Origin of the sequence: uncultured Campylobacter sp. (assembly GCF_938030685.1) — a bacterium.
Taxonomy (GTDB): domain Bacteria; phylum Campylobacterota; class Campylobacteria; order Campylobacterales; family Campylobacteraceae; genus Campylobacter_B.
Genome location: NZ_CALHHX010000087.1, coordinates 1 through 15,703, shown reverse-complemented (window position 1 = coordinate 15,703; position 15,703 = coordinate 1). Strand labels below are relative to the sequence as shown.

Sequence of the window (15,703 nt, the reverse complement as noted above, 5' to 3'; positions counted from 1 at the left end):
AAACTTCTTTGCTTAAAAGCCCAAACTAAAAATTTCTTGCTAAAATATCGCAAAATTCCGCGTTCTGCGAATCGCTCTAAAGGATTTGTTTTGAAAAATTTGCCCTCTAAAAATCTCTTTGTCTACACTAGCTCGCGTGCGCTACGCGCGGCGCTGCAAAGCGAGAGCGGCGGCGTGCTGGCGCCCAGGATTACGTTGGCGGAATTCTACGAAAAGGCGCTTTTTGTGCCGGATCTTGTCGCTTGCGGCGAGATAGACCGCGCGCTTTTTATGAAGCAGGCGGTGAGCGAGAGCAAGCGCGCAGGCGAGAGGCTTAAATTCCCTAGCGAGCTTTACGAGTTTATGCGCAACCGCGAGTATCTTTTTGGTTTTTTCAAGGAGCTTGCGACGGAGCGCATAAGTATCGATGCGCTCGATCTTAGCGACACCTATGCGTGGTATGCCGAGCATTTTGAAATTCTGCGAGAGCTAGCGGGGGCGTATACAAGGATTTTGCGTGAGCATGGATTTTACGACGAGATCACGCTGCCCGCGCTTTATGAACTAAACGAATCCTATCTGCGTGGATTTGAGCGGATAGAAATCAACATCGACGGCAATCCCAGCGCATTTGAGTTCGAGGTTTTTAAGCGCGCGGCGGAGCTGAGCGAGGTCGTATTGAGCTTTAGAGTCACGACTTTAAATTCCAAGCCTGTGCGTGCGGTGGAGGAGCTTTGCGGCATAAGTCTAGACGCAGGTTTTGCATACCGCGTAAATCTTAGTACGGGTGAAATTTTAAGCCGAGAGCCGCTAAGCATGGGCGGAGCGGTTGTGTGTAGAGGCTTTGAGTTGCGAAGCTTGCAGGCGAGCTATGTTTTTGAAAAAATTTCATCCTTCGTGCGCGCGGGCATCGCGCCGGAGCGCATCGCGGTAATTTTGCCCGACGAGAGCTTTGCCGGCACGCTGCGGCTTTACGACGAGCGCATCGCAAAGGCTCGCGGCTCGCACCGCATGCTAAATTTTGCGATGGGAGAGAAGCTTAAAGATAGCCTATTTTACGTAACGCTAGAGAAAATTTCGCAGTGCTTAAAAGAAGCGCGCACGCCGAAATTTGGCGTAGATTACCACGCATTCAAAAGTCCGGATGGAGGATTTTTGAATGTGGAGGATTCCACGGTACAGCAAAATTTAGCGCTAGGTAATTTCGCTTCCGAGAATTCTGCATCGCAAAATTTCGCACAGCAAAATTCCGTGCTGGATTGCGAAATTTTTTCAAATTCTAAAGCGGATTTAAATTTTATATCTGCGCGAGAGTTTGAAAATACGGAAAATTTTGAAATTCTGCGCGAAATTTCGGCGGAACGCTCGGATAGCGCGGAGGAGCAAAGCCTTTCGCTAGATATTGCAGAGTTACAAGAGCCTTTGGAGTGTGTGCAGCGGCGCGATTATTCAGCTTGTGTAAAACAGCAAAAGTTTTTAAAGCAGCAAGAGAGCCTACGATACTCTATGCAGCTGGAGCATATAGAGCTTGAGGAAGAAGATGGGTATTCAAAAAGCCATGAGCGGCGCGATCGCTTTAGGCGCTCTAAAATACGCGAGGGCGCAGATGAGTATCCGCAGCGCCCAAACCCACAGGAGCTTGATCTGTTTTTTGCGAGTGTGGACGTGGATGAGGCGCTTTTTGGCGAGTTCGCACGCGATTTTACAAAGCAAGTAAGCTTCGAGCATTTTGAGGCGTTAATTATCAAGCTTGTCTGTTTGCCCAAAATTAGCGACGCGCTGCTGCAAGAAAAACTAAAAGAGCCGCTATATCTAATTAAAATTTTGCTTCGAAAATTTAAGGACGAAAACCTAAGCTTGGGCAATCTGATCGATCTTTTTTTGTTAGAAATTTCGCGTATCAAGCTTGATGATGTTCGTGGCGGAAAGGTCACGGTAATGGGGCTTTTAGAGAGCCGTGGGCTACAATTTGATGGCGTGATAATTCCCGATTTTAACGATGATCTGGTGCCAAAGCGCAGTAGCGGAGAGATGTTTTTAAACTCTGCTTTGCGCGCTAGAGCAGGGCTCATCAGCCATGCAGACCGCGAAAATTTACAAAGATTTTACTACGACGGCTTGCTAAGAGGCGCTAAAAAAAGCGCGATTTGCTATCTGCAAAGCGTCGAGAAGTTGCCTTCGCGGTTTTTGAAAAGCTTTGAAGTGCAACAAGACGCGGAATTTTCGCAGGAGGATTATTTGCGGCTTTTTGGGCGAGAGGAATTTAGGCCCGCCTTATACGGACAAGAAGATCCCGTGGCTCGCCATGATTTTTTTGCCGAGGAGCTATCGTTTTCGCGGCTGGATACGTTTTTAGAATGCAAGAGGAAGTATTATTACCGCTACGTTTTCGGGCTGAGGGAGGGGCTAAAATTTGGCGAGGACAATGCGCTTTTAGGTAAAATTTTACATACGAGTTTTCAGCGTTTATATGAGCGAGCGGGGATGAAATTTAGCATGGAAAAATTTCGCTCTATTTATTCGCAGCTTGCGCGAGAAGCAGGGATTGCGCGCTTTGATGCGGAGCTTGAGCTAAAATCGGTAGAAAAGCTAGCTAGGCTTTTAGAAGGGCATGAGCAAATTTGGAGCTTTAGTGGTAGTGAAGTATCGCTAAAAGGCGAGCTTGACGGAGTGCGGCTGAGCGGGCGGATCGACCGCATCGACGAAGATAAGGCAGGGCGGAAGTTCATCATCGATTACAAACGCGGTTCAGCTAAAAAGCATATGGAAAAATTCCAGCTTACGTTTTATCGCGCGCTTTTAGCCCAGGAATGCGAATGCGCCTATCTGTCGCTAAAAGATTGCGCGTTTGCGGCTCCTGGCGACAAAACGCCTAGCTTAGAAAATCTACGCGAGACGCTAAGCTCTATCGGCAAGGAATTTGCGAGCGAGGTCGCTTTTACGCGCACGGAGGCGGTGCAAAGCTGTGAATATTGCGATTATAAAATCATTTGCAAGGGGCAGATCGATGGCAAAATTTGAAAATTATCTGGCGCTTGAAGCAAGCGCGGGCAGCGGTAAGACCTTCAATCTCGCAGTCAGGTTCATCGAGCTGGTTCTAAAACGCGAGCCGATCAATGAAATTTTAGCTCTTACTTTTACCAAAAAAGCTGCTGCTGAGATGAAAACGCGCATCGTGGAGAAATTTCAAAATTTGCTGCTTTTGCAGGATGGCTTGCTAAAGCCTAGCGCCGAGCTGGAGCAAATTTGCGCTGATTTGGGGCTAAGCGCGGATGAGGTTTTGACGTCGCAGCAGCGCCTACTGCCTAAATTTTTAAGCGAGAGTCTAAACGTCTTTACCTTCGATGCGTTTTTTGCAAAGGCTCTGCGCTCGTTTGCGCTAAATAGCGGCATCGATCCAGGCTTTGAAAACGACGAAAGCATACTAGGCGTGCAGCAGGCGGCGTTTTTAGGCGCGATTTGTAAAAACGAAGCGCTATTAAGAGAGGTCGTGGACTACGTAAGCGACTCAGGAATGACAAAGGGTGAGTTTTTAAATAGCTTGCAAAGCATTTGGAGGGGCGATATAAGCATAAATACGCCCACGCTTCCCCAAAGCTCCGCGCTAGCAGAGATAAATGAAATTTTATCTCGCTTGCAAAAAGCGGCGAGAGATGCGGGCGTAAGCGCGGGAGCCGTAAATGGGCTAAGCCCTGTTAGCGATTTGTCAAAATTATCTTCGGGCTTCATTCTTTCGGCTCTTGCCAACGGCAGTTTCGATTATCCGCGCTCACAGCTTAAAAAAATTTCGTATCTTGACGGCGAGTTAGCAAGGCTAAAAGACGCCGTAGCTCGCGAAATAGCGTGGATGGATGCGACATATGCGGTTAAGCTGGCAGGACTAATTAAAATTTATGCCGAAGCGCTTAAATCGGTGCAGCGCAAAAGCGGCAAACTCACGTTCGGTGATGTCACTGCGGCCGTGCACTCGCTGCTAAATCCAAGCGCAGAGGCGTTACAGGGCAACCGCGAGCTTTTGTATTTCAGGCTCGATTCTAAAATCACGCATATTTTAATTGACGAATTCCAAGATACCGACATTTGCCAGTATGAAATTATGCTGCCGCTAATCTCTGAGGCGCTTGCTGGCAAAGGAGTGGAAGAGCGCTGCGGTAGCTTTTTTTACGTAGGCGATAAAAAACAGAGCATCTATAAATTTCGCGGCGCGGAGAGAAAAATTTTTGATATATTGCGCGAGCAGTTTAGTCAAATCAAAACGCAGAGCCTGCCGCGCAATTATCGCAGTTTAAAACTTATCGTAAAATTTGTAAATGAGATCTTGCGCGATAAATTTGCGTCTTATGAAGATCAAATCGCAGCAAATAAGCTAGATAGCGATCTGCCTGCTTCAGTGCTGCAAAAAATCAAGGACTATCCGCTTTCCCATCCGCAAATGCCGCTATTTGAGGTACAAAGCGACGATTACGGCTACGTAGCAGCGTTTTCATACGACGATGTGCTAAAGGGGGCTGCGGAGCAAGCGCGCGGGCTTGTTGAGGAGTGCGGCGTAAGAGCTGATGATATTGCGATTTTATGCTGGAAAAACGAGCACGTAAGCGCGCTAAAAGAGATGCTATCGGAATTTTGCGAGGTTTGCAGCGGCTCAAATAAGGCTCTGCGTTGCAGCGAGCAGGTAAATGCCGTAATTCAATACGCGAAATTTTGCGTAGGTGGCGATGAAATTTATCTGCGAAACGCCGAAGCGATTTTGGGTAGGCGGCTTAAAAAGATAGCGGTCGATCTGCATAAAAACGCGCAAAAGACGGCGGAATTTATCGCTAGCACGCTGAAATTAAATTTTGTCGATCCAGATCTGCTGCTGTTTTTTGAGACGCTGGCAAAATTTAATAGTTTTAGCGAGTATCTGTTTGCAAACGACGAAACGGAGGTATTTGCCAAGGAACAAAGTGGCATTAAAATTATGACCGTGCATAAGTCCAAGGGGCTTCAGTTCCCGCACGTAATCGTTTGCGACCGCATCGGAGGAAAAGACCGGGGCGAGAGCTCAAAGCTCGCGACGGACTATGATTTCGCCACGCATAAGTGGAGAATTTTTTATAAATTTGCGAGCAGAAAGAGCCTGGATACGGAATTTGCAGCATTAATGGATGAAAACGATCGCTCTGCGCATGAAGAGGATATAAATAAGCTCTATGTGGCATTTACCCGCGCCGAACGCTCGCTCATCATCGTAAAACGCTCCGAGGCAAAAATAGATCAATACAATTATAGCTTTTTTTCGCCTTACGCCAAAAAGACCAAGGGCGCGGGCGTCGTGAAGTGGCTGGATATCCCGGATTTTCAATACGGCTACGTAATCCCAAGCTCCGTAAAATCAGAAGAGCAGCCGCCGCGCAAAAAGATCGCGCTTGTAGCGGGCGAGCCTCAAAGTGCGCAAGAAAAAGCAGGCGGCGGCGAAGCGGAGGCGCTAAGCGCGATATATTTCGGAGAGGCGCTGCACTATGCGCTCGAGATGAGCGAAGGCTTTACGGCGGATGAAATTTTGCGAGGAGTAAGCCTGGCAAGAGGTCGCTATGCTAAATTTTTAAATGATGCGGATTTTGAAAATATCGCGGCGCGGGCGCTAGGACTAAGCAAAAACGAGGAATTTTTAGCTCTGATAAAGGGTGCTCAAGCTTATAAAGAGATGCCGATCAAAAGCGCGGAGGGTGAGCTTTTGCGCGTGGATCTGGCATGCTTTGGGCAGGATGAAATTTTGCTTTTTGACTATAAAAGCTCCGAAAAATACCTCGCGCAAAACAAAGCTCAAGTGGCGCGGTATAAAAGCGTGATCCGCGAGTTTTATCCGCATGCGCGGGTGCGCGCCTTCGTGCTGGTTCTCGAAGCTGCGGGCGCTAAGCTGATCGAAGTGAATGAGGAGGGATAAAATTTTAAAGCTTAGATGAAATTTGAGCGCAGATAGATTAAAGATAGCTTAAATTAAGCTATACGTAAGGATATTTCTATATAATCACAACTCAAATTTTAATAAGGCGGAAACCATGACAGAAATTACAAAGCCTAGCGAAGTTAAGCGCGACTGGGTCGTTATTGACGCGACCGACAAAAGATTCGGTAGAATGCTTACCGAAGTCGCCGTATTGCTACGCGGCAAACACAAACCAAGCTATACTCCAAACGTAGATTGCGGAGACTACGTCGTTATCATCAACGCTTCAAAAGCCGTATTTACCGGCAATAACAAAGGCGACGACAAACTTTATCACAGCTACTCGGGCTATTTCGGAAGCGTAAAGAGCGTAAAATTTCAAGACCTGCTTAAAAACAATCCCGCAAAGCTCTACAGACTTGCGGTTCGCGGCATGCTTCCTAAGACGAAGCTTGGCAAGGCGATGATCAAAAAGCTATTCGTATATGAAGGCGGTGAGCATCCTCATACTGCGCAAACAACTAAAAAAGGAAAATAATCATGGCGACAATTTATGCAACCGGAAAGAGAAAAACTGCCGTAGCTAAGGTTTGGGTAAAACCTGGAAGCGGCAAGATCGTAGTAAACGGTATGGATCTAAACACCTGGCTAGGCGGTCACGAAGCGATCAAACTAAGGGTCGTTCAGCCGCTTTTAGCGACTAAACAAGAGACCTCGATGGATATCACCGCGCAGACTTTGGGCGGCGGATATTCGGCTCAAGCGGATGCGCTAAAGCACGGAATTTCAAAGGCGCTTGCCGCGATGGATAAAGATTTTAGAGCGGCTCTTAAGCCAAAAGGTCTGTTAACTCGCGATAGCCGCGTGGTTGAGCGAAAGAAATTCGGTCGCCGCAAAGCGCGCAGAAGCCCGCAGTTCTCTAAGAGATAATGTTTTTTACAAATTTGTGGCGAAATTGTCGCAAATTTGTAAATTCTTTAAAAATTTTATGGTAATATCGAATTATAACTTTATTTGAAAGGATGTTTAATGAAGAAAGTTCTACTTGCATTAAGCTTATGTGCATCTAGTGCGTTGCTCGCTAGCGATGCTGATTATCACTGGGAGATTACCCCTACTATCGGTGGAATGACTCATGAGGGAAATATGGATTTAGATTCGAATTTTATGTTCGGTCTACGTCTTGCCAAAAATCTACAAGATTCGTTTATCGATCAAGTAGAGGTTGGTTTTGATTACTCTCGCAATATCGGCGTAGAGGATTTAGCTCATAGAGTAGGCAACGATAAGCCTGACGCTAAATACTATCACATCAATGTTGTAAAAGACTTGGTAAATTTCACCGATAATTTCAAACTATACGGCTTGCTAGGTCTTGGCTATATGGATTACACTAAAGACGTTTACAACGATGGCGATCAAGATAGCGGCTTCGGTCAATACGGCTTGGGTCTAAAATACTACATTACCGACAACTTTGCTACAAAACTTGAAGCACGCGATGCTATCAGATTTGACGACGGCAACCACGTATTGTTCTATACTCTAGGCTTTGCAGTTGATTTTGGCAAGAGATATGCTGACGCAGCTCCAGCTGCCGCTCCGGCTCCTACAGGCTGCAAAGACGCAGATAACGACGGCGTATGCGATAATGTCGATAGATGCCCAGGTACGCCTGCTGGCGTAGTTGTTGATGAATATGGCTGCGAGAAAGTTATTAGATTAAATTTAGGTGTAAATTTTGCTACAGATAGCTCAAAAATTTCTCCTGAGTTTATGAACCAGATCAAAAATGTAAGCGACGTGCTAGTAGCTCACCCTGATTACAAAGTAATCCTAGAGGGTCACACCGATAGCACCGGTTCGAATGCATATAATCAAAAGCTTTCCGAGCGCAGAGCTGCTGCAGTTGGAGGTGCGCTTAAGAGCTTTGGCGTAGATGCTAGCAGAATCACCACTGTAGGATACGGTGAGACTAAGCCTATCGCTACAAACGCTACTAAAGCAGGTCGCGCTCAAAATAGACGCGTTGATGCTAAATTCAGAAAATAATCTTTTCTAGATCCACATAAGCGGAGCTTCGGCTCCGCTTTTTTTATATCCAAACTAAATTTTAAAATGCCAAAATTCCAAATTACACTGCTTTTCGATCTGGACGGCACGCTCATAGACTCCACGCCCGCGATATTAGATGGTTTTCATTATGCATTTGCGCATTTGGGCGCCGTAGACCCTAGCGACGAAGCGATTAAAAGGCTTATCGGGCATCCGTTAGAGGTAATGTTTGAGCGTCTAGGTGTGATGCGCGATGTGCAGAATTTCGTGCTCGCCTACAAACAGCGATACGCGCAGATATTTTTGGATCAGACCGTTCTGCTAAGCAGTGCGTTCGAGGCGGTTCGCACGGCGAGCGAGTTTGCAAATTTAGGCGTCGTGACGACCAAGACGTCGAAATTTTCTAAAATTTTATTACGTCATCTTGGTATCGCGAAATTTTTTGGCACCATCGTCGGGCGAGAGGATGTGCAAAACCCCAAACCAAGCGCCGAACCGATCTTAAAGGCGCTCGAAAATTTAGGAATTTGCGGCGCGACCGCTAGCCAAAGCCCGCATGCGGCTCGCGGTAAAACTCACGACGCGACTGATGATGAAAATACAAGCGCTGCTAGCAGGAGCGCAATTTTGAGTGAAATTTCAGTGCCTGATTTAAAGAGCCTTTCTGCGCTTGATCCTGATCCTAGCAAAGTTTGCGAGCAAAATTTAAGCAGCATCGCGAGTCAAAATTCTGATAGAATTTCGTTTAAAGATTTAAGCGAAGTAAAGAGCGATAGACATGAGGCTGGTGATAAGAGCCAAAAGAACGGTATCGGCATCGAGGGCGAGAGCTATAAAAGCGGAGCGCGCGGCGGTAAAATTTATGATGCACATGAGCTAAATTCCACTCCTTGTTATGACAAAATTTGCAGCAACAAAATCCTGTCTTCTGTTAGTCAAAATATCTTTATGATCGGCGATACGTCGCTTGACGCCATCGCGGCAAAGTCGGCAGCGGTGCGAAGCGTGGGCGTAAGCTGCGGCTACGGCAGCGCCTCGGAGTTACGGGCGCGTTTTGAGTTCGTATGTGCGGACGCAAAAGAGGCGATTGAGTTGATACGCGAAATTTCATCGAAATTTTAGGCGCGACGGAGCGAAATTTTTCTAGCTTTGATACGTTATTTTTGCAAATACTTATAAGCGAACCCGTGCCCGAAATTTAAAATTTGAAATTCCAATGAATTTTGCGTTTTAAACAGCGCGTGATATGAATTTGCTCGTGCTATTTAGCTGGAAAGCAAGGCGCTTTCTAAGTGTTCAAACGATGCGCGGAGTTAAATTTCGCATATTTCTGCTCTGGTCTAGCAAATAGCCTGTGCCATATTAACGATATATGAGAGATTTCACTTTGTTCGTCGTGCTTGATTTGATTCGTCGAATGTTTGGTATTAACACAATATATGGGAAAAATTCCGTCGCAGTCAAATTTTATGCAATTTTACAATATCTTTTGAGCCTGCGAACGGCCTTTGCAAGAAATTTTATGCAAGCTTCGCACTCAAATTATATGGCTTTGATTTTAGTTTAGACCCACTTAATCGTGATAAATTTTACACTCCGCTTGAGGTGAGCATTTGGTAGGACTTTTGTGCGATCCTATCGCAAGTCTATTTGACGCTTATTTAGGGCGCTGCATTCCGGGTTTTGTCGCAATTATGTTCGCTGCGGATTTTCGGTGCGATTTATATCATTTAAGGCCGCGCCCGCGCCCAGCGAGCACTAAACATATATGTTTTGAAGACAGGCTTATATGCTAAAAATTTCATCCCGGAATAAATAAGCTCGCAAAGGCGTAAATATAGGATAAACTAGCCAAATTTTAAAATTTAGCTCCGCGGCGAGTAGCCATATTCTTTTATCGGAGCCGATGAAAGCAGCGTTAGCTTTTGCGTTTTAATTTTATCGTTTAGGCGCAGCAGGGCTTTAAATTTAATTAAAATTTTGCAAAATTTTAAAATTCCGCCCGCTCTTATGCTTTTTTTAAAGCAAAATTCTATAAAATACCGCTTCCGCAATGGGCTATCGTCTAATGGCAGGACAACAAACTCTGGATTTGTGAATATAGGTTCGACCCCTATTAGCCCATCCACTTAAATTTTTAATCCCTTTTATCATAGCTAGCGTTTGAAATTAATTTGCGCGTCATTTTTGCAGATCATGGCAGCATTTGCCGGCTAAAGTAAATTGCGCCAAGCCATAAATAGGCAAAATTTTAGCGAGCTAATAAGTAAGTTTGCCGCTTTGAAGCGGCGGATTATTTGATTTTTTTTCTGCCTTTGTAAGTGGCGATGCTTTGATACGAGCCGTCTTTTTTAAACGCTACCACGTCATAGACCTCGGGCTGAGAGCCTTGCTCCATACCTGGCGCTTCTAGTGGCATGCCAGGTACTGCTATGCCGATGACGTCTTTAGGCTTATTTTTTAGTAATGTGCGGATCTCACCTGCTGGCATATGCCCTTCGACTACATACCCATCTATGATCGCGGTGTGGCAGCTAGCGAGCTCCAGCGGAAGTTTTAGCTCATTCTTCTTCTGGATAAGCGGCTCGTCAGCCAGCGAAATCATCTCGACTTCAAAGCCATTTTGCTCCATATATTTTGCCCAGTTGTGGCAACAGCCGCAGCTCTCGCCGTGATAGACCTTGATGTGTTCGCCCGCCGTCACATAGCTACCTAATGCCGCTAAAAGCGCACCTACAAATAAAATTTTCTTCATATTTTACTCCAGTGATTAAAAGTCCTCGATTATACAATACGAATAGTAAATTTTTAAGAGCGAACCGTAGGATTTTAAGATTAGATTTGACGAAGCAGACCCGCTCGTAAGCCGAAATTTTACGAAATTTTAAAATTTCGGCGTCGCGGATAAGTTAGTTATAGGCACTGAGACAGTGCTGATTTGATAGCGGATTTTGATACGTAGCCTTCCGAGTCGCTGGTAAGTGATACGTCGCAGCCTGGCTTATAGTTTTTCCAGGTATAGATGTTGCCGTTGTCTTCGGTTGTTTTGATGGAGTCTGGCTGTTTATTCCATGCAGAAATTACTTGATTGATATGAAATGCATCGCTGCGATCTTTCGGCGCATTAGTCATACCTGTGCTATCGGGCAAGGTCGTTTCGACCATATCGGTGGTGCCTGCGGTGGAAACCTCTTGGACTTTATCATTTACGCCGCCGATATTTGTTTTACTACTTTGGGATTTTGTTTGATTGCGTACTCCGCTTGGTTCGTTGGATATATTCCAGTTGGAACAACCGATAAAAAATACCGCTGCTACGAGCGCAGCTATTAAATTTCTCATAAAATTCTCCTTCAAAAATTTCGTTGCGATAGTAGCACATTTATCTTTAGTTTAAAATAAATCCGAGCCCTTGAAATTTGAAATTTCGCAGGAATTTTGCGAGGCGTTTCAGTAGGAATTTATAAAATTTGAGATAATATTGCAACCTCTCATACCAAACGGGCTGTTAAATTTTGCACGGCAAATGCCTTTTTGGCTACCAAATTTTAAAGGATTTTTGATGTATGCTATCATCAAACACGGCGGCAAGCAGTATAAGGTCGAAGAGGGTAACTACCTAAATTTGGACCATTTTAATGCAGAGCCGAAAGCAAAGCTCGAGCTTAGCGAAGTTTTAGCGCTAAACGACGGCGAGTTAAAGGTAGGAGCACCGTTCGTAAAGGGTGCCAAGGTGGTTTTGGAAGTCGTTTGCGAAGGCAAGGATAAAAAAGTCGTTATCTTCAAAAAACGCAGACGCAAAGATTCAAAAGTAAAACGCGGCTTCAGACGCCAATACACCCGCGTCAAAGTCGTTTCGATCAACGCATAAAGGATAGGAAATGGCACACAAAAAAGGTCAAGGCTCAACCCAAAATAATAGAGATAGTATCGGACGCCGCTTGGGCGTCAAAAAATTCGGCGGCGAGTTTGTGCGCGCGGGCAACATTATCATCCGCCAGCGCGGCACTGCGACGCACCCAGGCTGCAACGTAGGCATGGGCAGCGATCACACGATTTTCGCGCTGATCGACGGCGTCGTAAAATTTGAGCGAAAAGATAAAAACCGCAAAAAAGTATCGGTTTATCCGGCTGCGTAAATATCGCTAAATCTTCGGGGGCGCAAGCCCCTCTTTTAAAATTTCATCCATTTAAAAATTATCTTCAACTCATTTGGCTATAATTGCCGTTTTAAATTTAAGGATAGCTATGTTCATAGACAGCGTAAAATTTAGCGTCAAATCAGGTGACGGTGGCGCAGGTTGCGTTAGCTTCCGCCGCGAAAAATTCGTCATCCTAGGCGGCCCCGACGGCGGCGACGGCGGCGACGGCGGCGACGTGTATTTTAGAGTAGATAAAAACTCCCACACCCTCTCATCCTATAAGGGCAAGCGTGAGTTTAAAGCGCAAAACGGCGCGCCCGGCGAGGGTCGCAAAAAGACCGGCAAAAGCGGCGAGGATCTCTATCTCATCGTCCCTCCAGGCACCAGCGTTTACGACGAGGATAGTGGCGAGCTGGTGCTTGATATGCTAAATGACGGCGAGACGAGGCTATTTTTAAAAGGCGGCAAAGGCGGGCTTGGCAACGTGCACTTTAAAAGCTCGATCAACCAAGCTCCCGAATACGCGCAAAAAGGCCTAGAGGGGCAGACGCGCGAGGTGAGATTGGAGCTAAAACTCATCGCCGACATTGGGCTCGTGGGCTTTCCAAACGTGGGCAAAAGTACGCTAATCTCGACTGTTTCAAACGCCAAACCTCAGATCGCAAACTACGAGTTTACCACGCTTACGCCAAAGCTCGGCCTCGTCGAGGTGGACGAATACAGCGGCTTTGTCATGGCCGATATCCCTGGCATCATCGAGGGCGCAAGCGAAGGGCGTGGGCTTGGCGTGCAGTTTTTAAAACACGTCGAGCGCACGAAAATTTTGCTTTTTATGCTCGATCTTGCGAACTACCGCAGCCTTGAGGAGCAGTTTGACGCGCTGCGAGCCGAGACGGCGAAATTTTCAGAGGGGCTTGCAAAAAGAGATTACGCTATCGCCCTAACTCGCGCGGACGCGGCCGAAAATTTGCAGGAAAAATTTGACGCGTTTTTGTCGCATTTGGGACTCGCGGGTGCGGCTGACGAGATAAAATTTAAACAAGATATTTATGAGTTTGACGCCGCCAAGCCGTTTTTTGTGATGCCGATCTCCTCGGCAACGGGACAAAATATAAACGAGCTAAAATTTAACCTGCTTGAGCTACTTAAAAAGGAGCTATAGATTGCGACAAAAGCCGCACCGTAGGGGGCTTTGACGAACGCAGGCTTTAATCGCGCACGTATATGTGGTTAAATTTTATTTTTATCGCTCGAAAACGTCGCAAAAAGATAAAATTTAAGGAGGCAAAATGAATAAAATTTTTATTCTAGTATTTTTATGCTTCGGCGCATACGGTTGCGATCCCGCCGATCCAGTGCCAAATTTTATGGACTTTAACGACAAGGATCACGACGGTGCGCTGAGTTTGCAGGAGTGGATGGCGAGCGAGGTGCCGTCCGGACTGAAAGTAGAGCTAAATTTGCGCTCAGGCCCAGAATTTAAGAGGTTGGACGCTAATCATGACGGCAAGATTAGCCTAGATGAGCTGGGAGCGAAACCCTCTGCAAAGATTTATTGGTCCGAAGATCCGTGCGCTTTTTGGCCTTGGAAGGATCAAGGCGGAGATGAAAATCAATCCGCCGTCAAATAAGCGCGAAAAACGGCGATAATGCCGCCTTTTGCGCGGGGTTTGGTTTGTGCGACGCGTATAAATTTTACTTCGCACGGTCGGCGCCCGTGTGATCGCTCGCGCCGTGATTTGGCTAAATTTAAAGGAAAAGAATGAATATAGTTTTTATGGGAACGCCCGAGTATGCGGCTAAAATTTTGCGCGCGCTTGCGGAGGCGAAATTTGAGATCGCGGCCGTCTTTACGCAGCCCGATAAACCCGTTGGCAGGAAACAAATTTTAACTCCGAGCGAAGTTAAAATTTACGCGCAGCAGCATCTGCCCGCCGTGCCGATCTTTCAGCCCGCGACACTCAAAGACGAGGCGGTTGCAGCGCAGATAAAAGAGCTAAAGCCTGATTTTATCGTGGTTGCCGCGTACGGTAAAATTTTGCCGCAAACCGTCCTTGATATCGTGCCTTGCATAAACCTGCACGCCTCGATCCTGCCTAAATACCGCGGCGCAAGCCCGATCCAAAGCGCAATCTTGGCGGGCGAGAAGCAGACGGGCGTGACGGCGATGCTGATGGATGCGGGGCTTGACACGGGCGATATGCTTGATTTTGCCTACACGCGTTGCGAGGACAAAACGGCGGCGCAGCTGTTTGACGAGCTCGGGGATCTGGCAGGCGAGATGATAGTGCGAGTGTTGCTAAATTTTACAAATTTGACGCCCCTTAAGCAAGATGACGCACAGGCTACGCACTGCAAAAAAATAAGCAAATCTGACGGGCTTTTTAGCTTTGAGGAAAGCGCAGAGCAAATTTATAATAAATTCCGTGCGCTAACGCCCTGGCCGGGGATCTATCTAGCTAGCGGGTTAAAAATTTTAGAACTAGAGCTTTTGCGCGAATATTGCGAGCGTAAATTTGAACGCGCGGGCAAAATTCTGCACGTCGACAAGCCCAGTTTTTGCGTTTCTTGCGGCGAGGGCGCGGTTAAGATCATAAAGGTGCAAGAGCCTGGCAAGAAGCCCGTAGACGCTAGCGCATATCTAAACGGCAAGCGGCTAAAGATCGGCGATCTACTATGCTAAGCGGGATTTTAAATTCTCGCGTTTTATGCCGCGCTTTTGATGCTACGCGGGAATTTTATTTGCGCCGCGCTTTTGGCGTCGCGGCGAAATTCTGCCTTGGATATCGCCGCGATCGTGAAGTAAAATTTTACCGCGCGGAATTTCTGGACGAAGCCCTGAAATCGCATTTTTATAAAATTTTAAAACCTCGCTTCTATGCTCTAAAATTTTACGCTCACAGGAGCTTAAAATTTCGCCGCCGCGGTTACGGATCTTGCGGCGTCGCACCAAACACGCACCATTTAAAATTCTATGATCGTGCCGCAGAATTTTTGCGAGACAAAGCTTTAAAATTTTATCGAAATGCTGCTGGGAAAATCCGCGTTGCCGAAAAATTTAGCAAGAGCGTAAAATTTAATCATACTAAATTTTATCTTGTCGCAAAATTCTATTGCAGCATGAAATTTAAACGTTTGCAATATTTCAAGGCGAGCCCTTCGTCTTACGCAAGGAGCGAGTTTTGCAAGTAGAATTTGTAGAACAAATACCCTCTACGCAGGAGTTTTTAGTAGGTGCCGTGCGCGAAGGCAGGATAACGCCGCCTTTTGCGATCGCCGCAAATCACCAAAGCGCCGGTATCGGCTCGCGCGGCAATGATTGGCAGAGCGCTAGCGGCAATCTCGCATTTTCGTTCTGTGTCGCGCAGAGCGATCTGCCCGCAGATGTGCCGCCTCAGTCGGCGAGTATATATTTTGCGATGATTATGCAGGAGCTTCTAGCATCGCTCGGCTCGCAGCTTTGGCTTAAATGGCCTAACGATTTTTATCTAGGCGAGCGTAAAATCGGCGGGGCGATGACGAATAAGATCAAAAACACCCTCATCTGCGGCATCGGCATGAACCTACTCGGCGCGCCCGAATATGCGGGAATTTTAGA

At 46.5% G+C, this 15,703-nt stretch carries 15 protein-coding genes and 1 tRNA gene; 13 read left to right on the top strand and 3 right to left on the bottom strand.

All coding sequences use genetic code 11. The features are described from left to right. Window positions 1-90 precede the first annotated feature (90 nt). From Q0369_RS04095 to Q0369_RS04065, 7 genes are all read left to right on the top strand, one after another. Window positions 91-3,000, top strand: a complete 2,910-nt coding sequence (locus Q0369_RS04095; protein WP_298096354.1) for a PD-(D/E)XK nuclease family protein — start codon at window positions 91-93, stop codon at window positions 2,998-3,000. After that, the gene (locus Q0369_RS04090) at window positions 2,987-5,905 is read left to right on the top strand and encodes a RecB-like helicase (RefSeq protein WP_298096350.1); all 2,919 of its coding nucleotides are present in this window, start codon (window positions 2,987-2,989) and stop codon (window positions 5,903-5,905) included. Before Q0369_RS04095 ends, Q0369_RS04090 begins: the two co-directional genes overlap by 14 nt. 115 nt (window positions 5,906-6,020) lie before the next feature. Further along, a complete protein-coding gene (gene rplM, locus Q0369_RS04085) occupies window positions 6,021-6,446 on the top strand; it encodes a 50S ribosomal protein L13 (protein ID WP_005869672.1) in 426 nt (141 codons plus the stop codon). 2 nt (window positions 6,447-6,448) lie between these two features. Continuing rightward, complete coding sequence (rpsI, locus tag Q0369_RS04080) at window positions 6,449-6,838, top strand: 30S ribosomal protein S9 (protein ID WP_005869670.1); 390 nt, start codon at window positions 6,449-6,451, stop codon at window positions 6,836-6,838. Window positions 6,839-6,937: 99 nt separating this feature from the next. Next, on the top strand, window positions 6,938-7,960 hold the full coding sequence (locus tag Q0369_RS04075; protein WP_298096348.1) for an OmpA family protein: 1,023 nt from the start codon (window positions 6,938-6,940) through the stop codon (window positions 7,958-7,960). A 66-nt stretch (window positions 7,961-8,026) separates the two neighbouring features. After that, a complete protein-coding gene (locus tag Q0369_RS04070; RefSeq protein WP_298096346.1) occupies window positions 8,027-9,085 on the top strand; it encodes an HAD family hydrolase in 1,059 nt (352 codons plus the stop codon). A gap of 932 nt (window positions 9,086-10,017) precedes the next feature. Then, window positions 10,018-10,091, top strand: a tRNA-Gln gene (locus tag Q0369_RS04065). Between the two features lie 165 nt (window positions 10,092-10,256). Here Q0369_RS04065 and Q0369_RS04060 read toward each other — a convergent pair. Both Q0369_RS04060 and Q0369_RS04055 read right to left on the bottom strand, forming a co-directional pair. Beyond that, the gene (locus Q0369_RS04060) at window positions 10,257-10,718 is read right to left on the bottom strand and encodes a DUF411 domain-containing protein (protein ID WP_298096343.1); all 462 of its coding nucleotides are present in this window, start codon (window positions 10,716-10,718) and stop codon (window positions 10,257-10,259) included. Between the two features lie 158 nt (window positions 10,719-10,876). Beyond that, window positions 10,877-11,305 (bottom strand): hypothetical protein, encoded by a 429-nt coding sequence (locus Q0369_RS04055; protein ID WP_040303372.1) that lies wholly within the window; start codon window positions 11,303-11,305, stop codon window positions 10,877-10,879. Window positions 11,306-11,525: 220 nt separating this feature from the next. Between Q0369_RS04055 and rplU the strand changes: the two genes are divergently transcribed. From rplU to fmt, 5 genes are all read left to right on the top strand, one after another. After that, a complete protein-coding gene (rplU, locus tag Q0369_RS04050; protein ID WP_040303368.1) occupies window positions 11,526-11,834 on the top strand; it encodes a 50S ribosomal protein L21 in 309 nt (102 codons plus the stop codon). Between the two features lie 10 nt (window positions 11,835-11,844). Continuing rightward, window positions 11,845-12,102: a 50S ribosomal protein L27 gene (gene rpmA, locus Q0369_RS04045; RefSeq protein WP_291938329.1), complete on the top strand. Its 258-nt coding sequence runs from the start codon at window positions 11,845-11,847 to the stop codon at window positions 12,100-12,102. A gap of 109 nt (window positions 12,103-12,211) precedes the next feature. Then, window positions 12,212-13,267 carry a GTPase ObgE gene (gene obgE, locus Q0369_RS04040; RefSeq protein ID WP_298096341.1) on the top strand — a complete coding sequence of 352 codons (1,056 nt, stop codon included), beginning with the start codon at window positions 12,212-12,214 and terminating at the stop codon, window positions 13,265-13,267. Window positions 13,268-13,394: 127 nt separating this feature from the next. Beyond that, on the top strand, window positions 13,395-13,736 hold the full coding sequence (locus tag Q0369_RS04035) for a hypothetical protein (protein ID WP_298096339.1): 342 nt from the start codon (window positions 13,395-13,397) through the stop codon (window positions 13,734-13,736). A gap of 131 nt (window positions 13,737-13,867) precedes the next feature. Further along, on the top strand, window positions 13,868-14,788 hold the full coding sequence (gene fmt / locus Q0369_RS04030) for a methionyl-tRNA formyltransferase (RefSeq protein WP_298096337.1): 921 nt from the start codon (window positions 13,868-13,870) through the stop codon (window positions 14,786-14,788). 42 nt (window positions 14,789-14,830) lie between these two features. Here the strand turns inward: fmt and Q0369_RS04025 are convergent, their stop codons facing one another. Next, complete coding sequence (locus tag Q0369_RS04025; RefSeq protein WP_298096335.1) at window positions 14,831-15,058, bottom strand: hypothetical protein; 228 nt, start codon at window positions 15,056-15,058, stop codon at window positions 14,831-14,833. A 229-nt stretch (window positions 15,059-15,287) separates the two neighbouring features. On the opposite strand from Q0369_RS04025, the gene Q0369_RS04020 reads away from it, so the two are divergent. Beyond that, window positions 15,288-15,703: biotin--[acetyl-CoA-carboxylase] ligase (locus Q0369_RS04020; RefSeq protein ID WP_298096332.1), on the top strand; the 416-nt coding region annotated here is incomplete at its 3' end.

Coding starts and splice junctions, on each gene's coding strand:
- Q0369_RS04090 (WP_298096350.1), top strand. CDS start 2,987: ATGGCAAAATTTGAAAATTATCTGGCGCTTGAAGCAAGCGCGGGCAGC.
- rplM (WP_005869672.1), top strand. CDS start 6,021: ATGACAGAAATTACAAAGCCTAGCGAAGTTAAGCGCGACTGGGTCGTT.
- rpsI (WP_005869670.1), top strand. CDS start 6,449: ATGGCGACAATTTATGCAACCGGAAAGAGAAAAACTGCCGTAGCTAAG.
- Q0369_RS04075 (WP_298096348.1), top strand. CDS start 6,938: ATGAAGAAAGTTCTACTTGCATTAAGCTTATGTGCATCTAGTGCGTTG.
- Q0369_RS04070 (WP_298096346.1), top strand. CDS start 8,027: ATGCCAAAATTCCAAATTACACTGCTTTTCGATCTGGACGGCACGCTC.
- Q0369_RS04060 (WP_298096343.1), bottom strand. CDS start 10,718: ATGAAGAAAATTTTATTTGTAGGTGCGCTTTTAGCGGCATTAGGTAGC.
- Q0369_RS04055 (WP_040303372.1), bottom strand. CDS start 11,305: ATGAGAAATTTAATAGCTGCGCTCGTAGCAGCGGTATTTTTTATCGGT.
- rplU (WP_040303368.1), top strand. CDS start 11,526: ATGTATGCTATCATCAAACACGGCGGCAAGCAGTATAAGGTCGAAGAG.
- rpmA (WP_291938329.1), top strand. CDS start 11,845: ATGGCACACAAAAAAGGTCAAGGCTCAACCCAAAATAATAGAGATAGT.
- obgE (WP_298096341.1), top strand. CDS start 12,212: ATGTTCATAGACAGCGTAAAATTTAGCGTCAAATCAGGTGACGGTGGC.
- Q0369_RS04035 (WP_298096339.1), top strand. CDS start 13,395: ATGAATAAAATTTTTATTCTAGTATTTTTATGCTTCGGCGCATACGGT.
- fmt (WP_298096337.1), top strand. CDS start 13,868: ATGAATATAGTTTTTATGGGAACGCCCGAGTATGCGGCTAAAATTTTG.